General features: G+C 37.8%; 18 protein-coding genes and 2 pseudogenes. 8 read left to right on the forward strand and 12 right to left on the reverse strand.

From position 1 onward, the window contains the following. Window positions 1–80 precede the first annotated feature (80 nt). The 8 genes from merR1 (at window position 81) to merB (ending at window position 4466) form a co-directional block, all read left to right on the forward strand. On the forward strand, window positions 81–479 hold the full coding sequence (gene merR1, locus ACZ2V4_RS09920; protein ID WP_031642478.1) for a mercury resistance transcriptional regulator MerR1: 399 nt from the start codon (window positions 81–83) through the stop codon (window positions 477–479). Between the two features lie 13 nt (window positions 480–492). Beyond that, window positions 493–762 carry a hypothetical protein gene (locus ACZ2V4_RS09925; protein WP_033533596.1) on the forward strand — a complete coding sequence of 90 codons (270 nt, stop codon included), beginning with the start codon at window positions 493–495 and terminating at the stop codon, window positions 760–762. Then, complete coding sequence (merT, locus tag ACZ2V4_RS09930; RefSeq protein ID WP_031642480.1) at window positions 759–1061, forward strand: mercuric transport protein MerT; 303 nt, start codon at window positions 759–761, stop codon at window positions 1059–1061. The genes ACZ2V4_RS09925 and merT overlap by 4 nt, the downstream gene beginning before the upstream one ends. 17 nt (window positions 1062–1078) lie before the next feature. Further along, window positions 1079–1417: a mercury resistance system substrate-binding protein MerP gene (merP, locus tag ACZ2V4_RS09935; protein ID WP_031642481.1), complete on the forward strand. Its 339-nt coding sequence runs from the start codon at window positions 1079–1081 to the stop codon at window positions 1415–1417. 15 nt (window positions 1418–1432) lie between these two features. After that, window positions 1433–3073, forward strand: a complete 1641-nt coding sequence (merA, locus tag ACZ2V4_RS09940) for a mercury(II) reductase (RefSeq protein ID WP_031642482.1) — start codon at window positions 1433–1435, stop codon at window positions 3071–3073. A 273-nt stretch (window positions 3074–3346) separates the two neighbouring features. After that, a complete protein-coding gene (locus tag ACZ2V4_RS09945) occupies window positions 3347–3589 on the forward strand; it encodes a MerR family transcriptional regulator (protein ID WP_049961608.1) in 243 nt (80 codons plus the stop codon). 38 nt (window positions 3590–3627) lie between these two features. Continuing rightward, window positions 3628–3783, forward strand: a complete 156-nt coding sequence (locus ACZ2V4_RS09950; protein WP_275086737.1) for a hypothetical protein — start codon at window positions 3628–3630, stop codon at window positions 3781–3783. Between the two features lie 32 nt (window positions 3784–3815). Next, on the forward strand, window positions 3816–4466 hold the full coding sequence (gene merB / locus ACZ2V4_RS09955; RefSeq protein ID WP_031642483.1) for an organomercurial lyase MerB: 651 nt from the start codon (window positions 3816–3818) through the stop codon (window positions 4464–4466). A 281-nt stretch (window positions 4467–4747) separates the two neighbouring features. On the opposite strand, the gene ACZ2V4_RS09960 is transcribed toward merB, so the two are convergent. From ACZ2V4_RS09960 to ACZ2V4_RS10015, 12 genes and pseudogenes are all read right to left on the reverse strand, one after another. After that, window positions 4748–4996 carry a hypothetical protein gene (locus ACZ2V4_RS09960; protein WP_031642484.1) on the reverse strand — a complete coding sequence of 83 codons (249 nt, stop codon included), beginning with the start codon at window positions 4994–4996 and terminating at the stop codon, window positions 4748–4750. Window positions 4997–5235: 239 nt separating this feature from the next. Further along, window positions 5236–6099 (reverse strand): SDR family oxidoreductase, encoded by an 864-nt coding sequence (locus ACZ2V4_RS09965; RefSeq protein WP_003725287.1) that lies wholly within the window; start codon window positions 6097–6099, stop codon window positions 5236–5238. A gap of 395 nt (window positions 6100–6494) precedes the next feature. Next, window positions 6495–6851 carry a glyoxalase superfamily protein gene (locus ACZ2V4_RS09970; RefSeq protein WP_003725288.1) on the reverse strand — a complete coding sequence of 119 codons (357 nt, stop codon included), beginning with the start codon at window positions 6849–6851 and terminating at the stop codon, window positions 6495–6497. A 150-nt stretch (window positions 6852–7001) separates the two neighbouring features. Continuing rightward, window positions 7002–7577: pseudogene (locus ACZ2V4_RS09975) on the reverse strand (recombinase family protein). Window positions 7578–7776: 199 nt separating this feature from the next. Next, window positions 7777–8121, reverse strand: a complete 345-nt coding sequence (bcrC, locus tag ACZ2V4_RS09980; RefSeq protein WP_031642485.1) for a quaternary ammonium compound efflux SMR transporter BcrC — start codon at window positions 8119–8121, stop codon at window positions 7777–7779. 17 nt (window positions 8122–8138) lie between these two features. Continuing rightward, window positions 8139–8456 carry a quaternary ammonium compound efflux SMR transporter BcrB gene (gene bcrB / locus ACZ2V4_RS09985; RefSeq protein ID WP_031642486.1) on the reverse strand — a complete coding sequence of 106 codons (318 nt, stop codon included), beginning with the start codon at window positions 8454–8456 and terminating at the stop codon, window positions 8139–8141. Window positions 8457–8467: 11 nt separating this feature from the next. After that, window positions 8468–9007, reverse strand: coding sequence for an efflux transporter transcriptional regulator BcrA (bcrA, locus tag ACZ2V4_RS09990; protein WP_031642487.1), 540 nt, complete (start codon window positions 9005–9007; stop codon window positions 8468–8470). Between the two features lie 729 nt (window positions 9008–9736). Further along, window positions 9737–10321, reverse strand: a complete 585-nt coding sequence (locus ACZ2V4_RS09995; RefSeq protein WP_490267678.1) for a GNAT family N-acetyltransferase — start codon at window positions 10319–10321, stop codon at window positions 9737–9739. Continuing rightward, window positions 10322–10570, reverse strand: a complete 249-nt coding sequence (locus ACZ2V4_RS10000) for an FAD-dependent oxidoreductase (protein ID WP_490267676.1) — start codon at window positions 10568–10570, stop codon at window positions 10322–10324. 75 nt (window positions 10571–10645) lie between these two features. Next, window positions 10646–10792 carry a hypothetical protein gene (locus ACZ2V4_RS10005; protein WP_490514817.1) on the reverse strand — a complete coding sequence of 49 codons (147 nt, stop codon included), beginning with the start codon at window positions 10790–10792 and terminating at the stop codon, window positions 10646–10648. A gap of 583 nt (window positions 10793–11375) precedes the next feature. Continuing rightward, window positions 11376–11732: a hypothetical protein gene (locus ACZ2V4_RS10010; protein ID WP_041636572.1), complete on the reverse strand. Its 357-nt coding sequence runs from the start codon at window positions 11730–11732 to the stop codon at window positions 11376–11378. Window positions 11733–11804: 72 nt separating this feature from the next. Continuing rightward, window positions 11805–11933 (reverse strand): annotated as a pseudogene (locus tag ACZ2V4_RS10015) (JAB domain-containing protein); the annotation flags it as partial. Window positions 11934–12016 lie beyond the last annotated feature (83 nt).

Below are 12016 nucleotides of genomic sequence, written 5' to 3' on the forward strand. Positions count from 1 at the left end.
AATCATTTAATTGAAGGGAGTAAAATATATTGACCATGTACTATGGTACATGGTTTATATTATATGTGAGGTGAAGTAAATTGCATTTTCGAGTCGGAGAAATCGCAGAGAAGTGTAACGTTAACAAAGAGACCATTAGATATTATGAGCGTTTAGGCTTAATTCCAGAGCCTGATCGTACCGAAAAAGGATACCGAATGTATTCACAACAAACGGTCGATCGGTTAAATTTCATAAAACGGATGCAGGAATTAGGATTTAGCTTAAATGAAATTGACAAATTGCTAGGGGTCGTCGATCGCGATGAAGCAAAGTGCCGTGATATGTATGATTTCACCGTTCTTAAGTTAGAGGACATCCAGAGTAAAATTGAAGGTCTCAAAAGAATTGAACAAATGCTGATGGATCTTAAAGAAAGATGTCCCGAAAACAAAGATATTTACGAATGCCCCATTATTGAAACACTGATGAAGAAATAAGAGGTGAAACAGGATGAAAAACACAATAAAAAGTTCAGGCTGGTTTCTTGTCGCACTAATCACATGCCCGTGTCATCTGTTTTTACTGCTTCCGTTGGTTGCAGGAACGGCACTGGGTTCATACTTCACGGACTTTAAAGATGTTATTTTCATCGTGATGGGTCTGTTATTTGTCTTTGCTCTTTTCAAGGGCTGGAGAAAACTTGACCCAGAAACAAAGGATGAAACAAAAAAGGAAACAAAAACGCATGATTGTTGCAGTATGGAGAGGTTTAAATCATGAAGGAAAAAGTGTCGCAAGTAGCCACTATATTTTCAGCTTTTGTTATGGCTGCATGTTGCCTGGGGCCACTGATTTTCATACCTCTTGGACTAACTGGGTTTGCAGGAGCATTAGCTTTCTACTCATTTAAGTATCGGTTATTGTTCAGCGTTGCCACCATCATCCTTCTTACTTACTCCTTTTATATGGTTTATGGGAGAAAGGGAAAAAGAAAAAGTTCTGTCATTGGGTTATGGATTACGACGTTTTTTGTTTTCGGCATGTTTCTTTTTTTATTTCTAGTTGAAGGTGGACTATAAAAGATGAGGTGCTTTATATGAGCGTACAAATAATTAGGATTATGATGCTATTATCCCTTCTGTTAGTGGTTAGTGCGTGTAGCAACGAAAAAGAAGCACAAAATACTATAGATGCTAAGCAGGAAGTAAAAACTACCATTGAAACAACTAAAACAGGGACATTCACGGTTTTGGGGATGGATTGTTGTCCACCGTCTGTTGTAGAAAGCGTCCTGGAACAGGTAGATGGCGTTAGCAAAACAGCCATTAAAGTCAGTGGAAGCAAGGGCGAAGTAACGGTTTCCTTTGATGATAAGAAAACGGATTTACAGGCAATTAAGACGGCAGTTTCGAATTTCGGGCTTGGAGTCGAGTAAAAGGAGAGATTTAACATGAAAAAATATCGAGTAAACGTTCAAGGAATGACTTGTACGGGTTGTGAAGAGCATGTAGCTGTTGCTCTTGAAAACATGGGTGCAAAAGGGATTGAAGTGGATTTTCGTCGCGGAGAAGCTGTATTTGAGCTAACGAATGACGTGGAGGTGGAAACAGCGAAAAAGGCGATTGCTGAAGCCAAATACCAGCCAGGAGAGGTAGAAGAATTACAACCGCAAGAAATGGTGCAGTTAGGCGATGAAGGCGATTATGATTACATTATCATCGGTTCTGGCGGTGCTGCTTTTTCGTCTGCCATTGAAGCTGTGAAATACGGAGCGAAAGTGGCGATCATCGAACGTGGAACGGTTGGCGGAACATGTGTGAATATTGGCTGCGTTCCTTCGAAGACATTGCTGCGGGCTGGCGAAATCAATCATCTGGCAAAAAATAATCCATTCATCGGATTGCACACGTCAGCTGGCGACGTTGATTTGGCACCATTGATCAAGCAGAAAAATGAACTGGTGACGGATCTTCGAAACTCAAAATATGTGGATTTGATTGATGACTACGGCTTTGAATTAATCAAAGGCGAAGCGAAATTCGTAGATGAAAAAACCGTTGAAGTCAATGGCATGCAGTTGTCAGCCAAACGATTCTTAATCGCGACAGGTGCTTCACCAGCAGTGCCAAACATTCCTGGACTGGATGAAGTCGATTATTTAACAAGCACAACTCTGCTTGAATTAAAGAAGGTGCCTAAGCGTCTTACGGTCATCGGTTCTGGCTATATCGGGATGGAATTGGGACAACTCTTCCATAATCTAGGCTCAGAAGTCACATTGATGCAAAGAAGCCCGCGTTTGTTAAAGGAATACGATCCTGAGGTTTCAGAAGCAATCACGCAAGCCTTGACAGAACAAGGGGTCAACTTAGTGACGGGAGCATCTTTTGAACGAATCGAACAAGATGGAGACATTAAAAAGGTCCATGTAGAGGTAAATGGCAAGAAGCGAATCATTGAGGCAGATCAATTACTGGTTGCCACAGGAAGAACACCAAACACGGCAACCTTGAATTTACAGGATGCAGGCGTTGAAGTAGGCCCCCGTGGTGAAATCGTAATCGATGAGTATTCAAAAACAACGAATTCACGCATCTATGCAGCAGGAGATGTCACGCTTGGTCCTCAATTTGTATATGTAGCAGCTTATCAAGGTGGAGTTGCGGCAGGAAATGCTATCGGTGGACTGAACAAAAAGCTGAATTTAGAAGTGGTTCCGGGGGTTACATTTACAGCTCCAGCAATTGCAACGGTTGGTTTAACGGAGCAACAGGCAAAAGAGAAAGGATATGAAGTGAAAACATCCGTCTTGCCGTTAGATGCCGTTCCAAGAGCACTGGTTAATCGGGAAACAACAGGCGTGTTTAAACTGGTGGCGGACGAGAAGACACTGAAAGTGTTAGGGGCTCATGTGGTAGCAGAAAATGCAGGAGACGTAATTTATGCAGCGACACTGGCTGTCAAATTCGGTTTAACCGTGGAGGATCTCCGAGAAACCATGGCTCCATATTTAACAATGGCAGAAGGATTGAAGCTAGCTGCTCTTACGTTTGATAAAGATGTATCAAAATTATCTTGTTGTGCAGGTTAATCACCTTTTTAGGAAGCCTTAATGTACGTCTTCAGTTAAAGAAAGCTTTTATAAAAGACGATTCTTCTCTTAACATAGAGATAATTGTCTTTTGTATTCCAAAAAATGTCTTAGCGTGGGTTTTATGTCAAAATGTTGGTGGTACCCCTGTACTTATCAATTTCATTGGGAAAAGATCTTTTTCTTCTTGACCTTCCCCTTAGGTGAAGGTTGTATACTCTAGTTATAGTTAGTTCAGCTGATGGTACCACCAGTTAACGAGGAGGGAGGAAAGTGGAGCAATTTACGATTGGTCAACTAGCCCAACAAACAGGAGTCAGTCGAAAAGCCATTCGATTGTATGAAGAAAAGGGACTTATCCTACCTTCCATTAAGCGGAGTGAAGGCAATTACCGCGTTTATAACCAAGAGCATGTATTTTGTATCAATGGTATCAAACAACTCCGATCTTTAGGCGTATCGCTGGAGGAAATGACGGATCTGGTAGTGATTTTCGAAAAAAACCTGTGGAGGTAGAACCTCGTCTTCAGCATTTGTTAAAGGAGAAACTGACTATGATAGATGAGCATATTAAAGATCTACAAAAGTTACGACAACATGTTGGAGCGTTTCTGGATTCCCCGAAAGACGTATTCAATCAAGTATATCTTCCTAAGAATTTTACAATCGAATGTAGATATAATCATGTAAGTAACATCGAAAAACAATAAAACTGACAAAAAAATCCAAGGAGGAAAAAGTCATGAAAACTGAAATTCAGGAACTTGTAACCCTATTTGACCAGAACAAGGGAGAGGGAGGAGGCTCCATGAAGTGGCTCTTTCGCCCGTTGTTACAAATGCTAACAAAAGGTGAACCAGTTACCGTTGAGGACATTGCAACAACAACCGGGAAGCCCCTCGATGAGGTTAAGGACATTCTCTCGACCTTATCCAGTGTGGAACTCGATGAACAGGGTCGTGTTGTCGGTTTTGGTCTCACCTTAATCCCTACGCCCCATCGCTTTGAAGTTGATGAGAAACAATTGTATGCGTGGTGTGCTCTTGACACCCTTATGTTTCCGGAACTTATAGGGCATATGGTTCATATTGAATCGCCTTGTTACAGTACTGGAAAGCCTATAAGATTGACAGTGGAACCGGATCGTGTTTTAAGCCTGGAACCAACGACGGCTGTTGTCTCAATAGTAACACCGGATGATACGTCCTCTGTTCGGTCGTCATTCTGCAACGAAGTCCATTTTTTTAGCACGGAAAGTGCAGCCCAAAATTGGCTTAACCAACATCCAAATGGGAAGGTGTTACCCGTTAAGGAAGCCTTTGAATTAGGTCGCCTTCTGGGAAAACGTTACGAGGAATCTGGCCCTACCAATGAGTCTTGCTGTGACATCTAATCCTAAATATAACCAATCGTCTTGTTTAATTTTTGAAGTACGAAACCCAAACCAATGAATGAGACCGTGAGACTGCGAAATTTGCGGTGTTTAACAGTAGAAGATCTTCGCGAAACCCTTGCTCCCTATTTGACAATGGCAGAAGAACTAAAGCTGGCTGCCCTTACGTTTGATAAAGATGTATCCAAATTATCTTGTTGTACAGGATAACCATCTTTTATAATATCAAGCCGATATTCCTTAAAGTAAGGAAATCGGCTTTTTTTCATCCGGAAATTGGCTTAGCGTATGTTTTCCGCGTTTTGTTGGTAGGACCCCAACATACACATATCTTTTTTGTCGTCTATTATTCCTTCGATGTTTTCAATGACTGATTTCATAGGTTCTGCATTTTTAAAAATAGAACCGTCATCAAACAAACGTGAAGGAACAGGTGATGGATATATGTCGGTTCTGTATCCTTTATCTTTAAGTGCTTTGTTAACATTGGCAATGCAATTGTCTATATCAACAATCACTATTCTTGACATATATTTTTCCCCTTTCTACCAACTACTTTTGTAAAAGATGATATACTCTCGTTTCGTTTTTAAATCCGCCAACGTGATCAAAAGAAATAAAACAGCCTGAGTCCTTATGTAATTTTAGGTCTCAGGCTGTTAATGTCTGTCTGCGTGACAGGGCTTATTTTCGAACTAAGATAAAGCAGGTCACGAGTTTGCAGTCATTGGATGTTCTGTTTTTTCATTTTATGTCATTTGGTCAATTCTTACATTTTCAGGGCTTGTTTTACGGTTTCCTTCAGAGGGGTCAAGGATCCGATCAGTTTTTGCAGATCATCTGATGTTTTGGACGCTTCTCCTTTGGAAATCGCGTCATAGATCGCTGCCGTAATTTCAGCAAACGGCTCAGGGACACCAGCGTTTACGAGGAAATTTTTCTCTTCTTCGAATGAGACAGGCTGATGCACGACTTTTTTGCCGGAAACCTCGGAGAGAATTTGGGCAAGTTCATCAAAGGTCCACGGTTGATTGGAAACAAGGTTATACGTTTTGTTTTCATGCCCTTCCTCTGTAAGAACCGTTGCGGCAGCCAAAGTAAGTTCATTGCGTGTTACTGAATTAACGATCCCGCTTCCCGCATTCGTAACAATTGCTCCAGACTCTATGGATGCGCGCAGCCCCTCATTTACAAAAAAGTCCGTATATAAGGCATTACGCAGGAAAGTATACGGGATATTGGTCGTACGGATGGCATATTCCGTTGCTAAATGTACGTGTGCAAGGGGAATTATTGATTCCTCAGCAAAGGCATATCCTGTGTAAGCAATATGTTTGACTCCCGCATCTCTGGCAGCTTTTACGACATTTGCATGTTGAACGATAAGAAGCGTATTATCATAATGCGGACCTGAGATAAAGAGCAGCTTGGAGACACCTGCAAAAGCCTTTTGAAGAGATTCCGGTTGATTATAGTCGCCATGGCGAACTTCCACGCCTTGATCGGCAAGAGTAGAGGCTTTTTCAACATTACGCACGATGGCAATGATTTGACTGGCGGGAACTTTTTTGAGCAAATGTTGAATCACAAGCCCACCGAGTTGACCAGTAGCACCTGTAACCGCAATTGACATAATCATTTCTCCTTTTTTTCTAAAAATTTTTTGAATAAATAACATCATCTAGGTGGCGGAAGCCAAAAATAAACGAAGGCGGCCGCAATTGAAGACTGGATTGAGGAATGACTGTTTATTATGTATTTCGGCCATTCTTGCCCACCATTATAATTGCATCAGAAATGTAAATCAAATCTTATGCCTGTGCTGCTAAACAAGGTGAATGCCTCCTATCATTTTGTCGCGCCTATCATAGATAAGGCCGTGCAATCAAAATTTTTACAAGTCAACTCCTCTTTTTAGCTTTTTAATAGTTTGCCGCTGTTGTTCAACTCATGAAAAAGTTATTTTCTCTTTCCCTAAACTAGATAAACCTATGATGCTTCGTGTTTTTTATATATGATAGAGATTTTTTATAAACAAGTACAAATGCGTAATTGATTGTTATCAGGATCTACGACTGTCATCATGCGAAGCCCTTCAAGATCCTCATTTGGAGGCTCAATGATACGGACTTCTTTTTTGCTCTTTAATTCGCTGTACCAGTTGTCAACATTTGGAACAAAAAAGTGTACTAATCCACCTACTTGGCAGTCACCAGTATGTTCAGTCAAATAAATAGTCATTTCATCTTTGGTGATCTGCGCAAAAACAGGAAAATGCGGTTCAAATCGATGTTCCCAGTCAATTTGAAAACCCATCCCATCTATATAGAACTCCTTACTTCTTGTATAGTCAGTTATGCGTAATGCAGGAATTACTTTTTGCATATTGACCTCCTCATATTATGTTATACCTCTTATATCCAATCATTAAGTTATATTCTCTTGCTCTATAGCTTAATAAGCATTATATCAAATTCCCTCATTTGAACACCTAAATTACTCCATTAAATGGCCCTTTAATGGAATAGGGAACGACTATTTTTTCCCTTCCGACAGCTTTCTATATAATGAAGCCCTAGACACATTTGTAATTTCACAAATTTGATTTACAGTCATACCTCCTTCTTTATATAGCTTTACTGCATAATTCATTCCTGCGTGATTTTTATGATATTTCTTTAACCGTCCTTTAAACTTCCCTTCTTTCTTTGCGAGCTCAATTCCTTCACGCTGACGCATAGGAATAAGGTCTCACTCTAATTGGTTAACACCAGCCATTACCGTAATTAAGAATTGACTATATGGATTATCTTCTGATAAATCTAGCCATGTATCCTTAAGTGATTTTAAGCTTGCCTTTTTATTTCGTATTAAATCAATCAATTCAAATAAATCTTGCGTACTTCGAGTGATCCGAGTTAAATCTGTAACATAAATAATGTCTCCTTCCTGTAAATCCTCTAACATTTTTTGAAGTTGTTCACGATCTTTTGTTGCTCCTGAAATTTTTTCTTCATAAATAATATCCATTCCAATTTCGTTCAATTGCCGAAATTGACTTGAAGGATTTTGGCTAGTCGAACTGACGCGTACATAACCGATTTTCTTCAAAATTTCACCTCGTTTTTGAGACAAGTCATACAACAAAACACTAAATCGCTTTATTTGACGTAATTTCGATTATATCTCAATAGATTAAACCTTATTGTACAAGGTTTCCTGCTTTATCATTGTAAATCCGTATAATCCGGATGCTGCCCCTCTAAGAAGTAAGATGTTCTCATACCAATAAGGAACTCATACCATTTAATTAATCAGAAGTGCTTGTTTTCGTGTCAGCAGATCTTTGATTAAGTATAATTACTCCACCGATAATCATAACTAAACCAATAAATGTAAGAATGTTGAATGGTTCATTCCACACCAAAACACCTATTAAAGCTGTCAGAGCTGTTCCTACACCTGACCAGATTGCGTAAGCTAAACTTAAAGGCAAAGTTTTTAAAGACAATGATAATGTATAGAACGCTATGAAGAAGCCAATTGCTACTCCAATTGTGGGGTATATATTTGTAAATCCTTCAGATAATTTCAACATAGATGTTCCGAATATTTCACCAATAATCGCAATTCCTAATGCAACATACCCTTTCATAATCCATCAACCTTCCTTTAATGAGACAATTTAAGTACCACAACACCAGCTATAATGATTAGTAAGCCAAGTAATATTTTTAGATTAAACTTTTCTTTCCAAACAAGAATACCAACAATCGCAGTAAGAGCAGTTCCTGCACCAGACCATATTGCATAAGCAGTTCCTAACGGAATGTGTTCTAATGCTTTGGAGAGAAGGTAAAAAGCACTCCCCATACCTATTACTAAACCAACTGTAGGGACTAATTTCTTAAAGCCATTTGATGCCTTCATCATAGAACTTCCGAATACTTCAAATAAGATTGCGCCAATTAATAATACATATGGATTCATGTGATATCCTCCTAGGTTGTAGATTCAATTAATTTTTCGATGATTTTTTCTCGTAAGTCAAAATTGACTTGTCCCAACTTAAAGAACTCGGAATAATAAAGACCATCGAGGGTAAGCCGAATTGTTGTTGCTAGTACAGAGTCAATACCATCCTCATCAATTTTTGATTGAATATACTCGAAGTGGACGAGGATGTTTTCTGTAACAGTAGGATTCAATTTCGAAAAAGAATGAGATGCTATATTTAGAACTTGAGAATTGTTTAAATCATCAGTGTATGCATGTATTAAGGCGCGAGTCCATTTTCCTTTTTCTATAGGATCATTCTCAGCTAATTCATTAAATCGGTATACAAAGTCTTGAAAAATAAGTTCAGTTATTCCAGCATATAATGCTTCTTTTGAGGGGAAATGATACAATAAACCACCTTTGCTAACATTGGCTTGCTTTGCGACTGCTTCTAATGTCAAAGTATCAAAATCGTTTGAACCTAAGAGTTCTATTGCAGCATTTAGCAGATGCGCTCTTTTGTCCTGTTTTTTTGCTGACATGATTACCCTCCTTTTGTTATTCCATGAGATTATTATACCGTCCGGACGGTTTTTTGTCAAAATAAACTTACCTTGAATTTATTTTGATAGGGATGTTCCAGAATCAAAGTTTGTATTGTTTTTTAGAAAATAATTCTGTTAAAGGGCGCTATTCTGACATATGAACCAGCGTCCTTAATACATATAAGAAACGCCTCAAAATTCAAGATACCTTAGTTCATTAAAGATTTATAAAGTATGCAAAATCATTCAAAATAACGTTCCCAAATAAAAGTTTGGTAACACACCAAAAGGGCGCAAACGCTGTTACATCAACGTTTGCGCCTTTTCTATTGGTACATTGTTTATGCGTTGTTTTATACACTTTCACTAAAAGCCAGTGCCAGCAATAGATTGAGTGTGTTTTGGCGATAGCTGCGTTCGTCACGATGTTGCATAGAATCTTGCATATTTTAAACGTTCCTTAACGTACAAAATTTCCGAAATGTTGGCTATACCCCTTCTTGCGAAGCAAGGTACTAATCGAAACTTTTCCAACGGATAAAGTTAAACGATTAGGTAGCTTGCACCTGACCGAAGTCAGGTAAAATATAGTTTACTTCCAATGTTCTTGTGAAAAATATTGGTTGATTTTACCATACAAAACAGTCCTTTTGGACAACAATATTTAATTATGCTACTCTGCTCTTCACCCTGCAGTACAAAACTTAGTTTTTAAGGACACATCAATCATCCGATTGCCTTTTTCATAATATAAATCCCATCAAATCCCATTCCACGAGTAAAGATTTTAGTATTTATGTGTTTAGTAACTCGATAGCCTTCTCTCTCATATAGTTTTAAAGCTCCTAGATTATTGTCAATCACATCTAAAGTTATTTGGCTGCTATCATCACTTTTTGCATATGCTTCCAGATAGTCAAGCATTTTTTTACCAATACCTTTTCCTCTAGCTTTCGAACTCACAGAAATCATCTGTAAACACAATTCGTCTTTTTCAAGTGGCGTAATGGTAAAATATAGTTTTAGTAGCCATCCTTTTAGAAATCCAATTTTCTTTCTAATCTCAGCATCTATCGTCAAATGAGGAATCCCCTTTTTACTCAACAATACAACACCTAGTACTGTGTCGTCTTCTATGTAATAGTAGCCCATATTATAGGTGATGGCTTTCTCAAGCAATAGCATAGCCTCATCTTTACCAACACGACTAAAAAACCACTTAAGCTTACCCCAAAAGGCATCTTGAAGGATAGAAGCTATTGCTAATCGATTTTTTTCACTGATTTCTTCATACTTAAAGTCCCTAATCATTTATACACCTCTTTTGTGGTTGGTATGGTTTTTCTTCTTGGATGAGAACATACCCTTTAATGTTGGTGCTAACTTAAAATAGTATTCTTCTTCTTTTGGCACGACTTTGGAACTACCTAGCTCTCTTGCCACTTCAAACGCACTATAGACTGCGCCTTCAACAAAAGACACTTTATGGGTATAATCCCCTGCAAAATGGATATGTCCAACAGGTTTAGCTAGAAGCGGTAAATATTCCCTAAATTCCACGTGTGTTTTTTATTAGCTTCAAAAATCACTATTTCACGAAGAATTTAGACTGCTTCTCACACATTGTAACATTATTTACAACCACCTTTCAATCATTTTTGATAAATCATTGATTTCATCTGCAATATTTAACTTTTGTTTTAATAAACGCTGGACAAATTCCTGTTGAAACTCTGTTAAATCGGGTTTTTCAATATTTTCTGTAGCTTGTAATTCAAACATAACTAATCTCTCCTTTTTTCAAATACACGAACTTATGCTTTTGAATTTATGTATTTAATTTTTACGGATTAGAAATAGCATTGACCGAAAAATAATACAAGGGCAATGGAACGTAGTGGAGTTGCAGCGTTTACCCTTGTATTACTTTTTCTAGTTGAACACCAGTTGGATCTTTAACTGGTAGTGAAACTTCAGTGCTAGTCTAAGTAGTTAAAAATTATGTAAATTCATTAAAAGCACGTGAGTGTTTGAAAAAAACCTTAATTAAAAAGGAACTTATCTTCAGATAAGTTCCTTCAATGCCTTTCCAACGATTGATTCATCAATCGTTACTCAATCACTTAAGATTGTGCAGATTTAGATTTCATTAGACAATCACTGCAGAACAGCAGAAGATTGCAAGGGCAACTTGTTGAACGGAGTGATCCCTTGCAATCTTCTGTTAGTAGAACGTCTGCTTTAGCTGACAGTGATACTGTTCTGCTAGATTGTAGAATGATAAATCTGCACAATTCCAAACACGCTAGTGTTTGTTCCTTGCACTGTAAGCCGACAGAAGCCCCCTGGGCTTTGTCGGCTTACTTTAATAATCTGCCATATAATAGTAGTTTTCCTTATCAACATCTATCTGTTTTAATTTATGAAATGTCTCAAATGCTTCTGCTATATAATGATAATATATATCATCATAATCATAACCACCAAAAAATGGTCCCATGTAAGTTGGTAACAAATTACTAGCTTTTTCAGGTGCCTCTATTATTTTTATCAATCTATCGTATACATCTTCTACCATATAATTATCAAGTTTAACTCTGCCAGGATTACCTAGATAATATCTTTCATCAAAATAACCATGTAATGCATTGAACTTTCTAAAATATGCTATTTCATCTAATCTGCCATCTTCTTCTTTTACAATATACATATCTAATCCCATTATATACCCCACCTTTTTTAATTTTGCATAAAGAATATAATATGTTTTATATTATATTCTTTATGTTTTATGCTAAAATAGATTGTTTTCTCTAAAACTAAAATAACTACTTTCTGTAACAATAATATGGTCTAATACAGGTATTCCTAATAGTTCTCCACATTCTTCAAAACGTTTGGTTGCCTCTCTATCTTCACTGCTTGGCGTTGGATCTTATCAAGAGTAAACTACTAAAAATCCATTATCATCAATACTTCTACTTTAAGGACATATGTTTAACGCAT

The organism is Macrococcus sp. CoH-51_TC_04 (assembly GCF_058188655.1).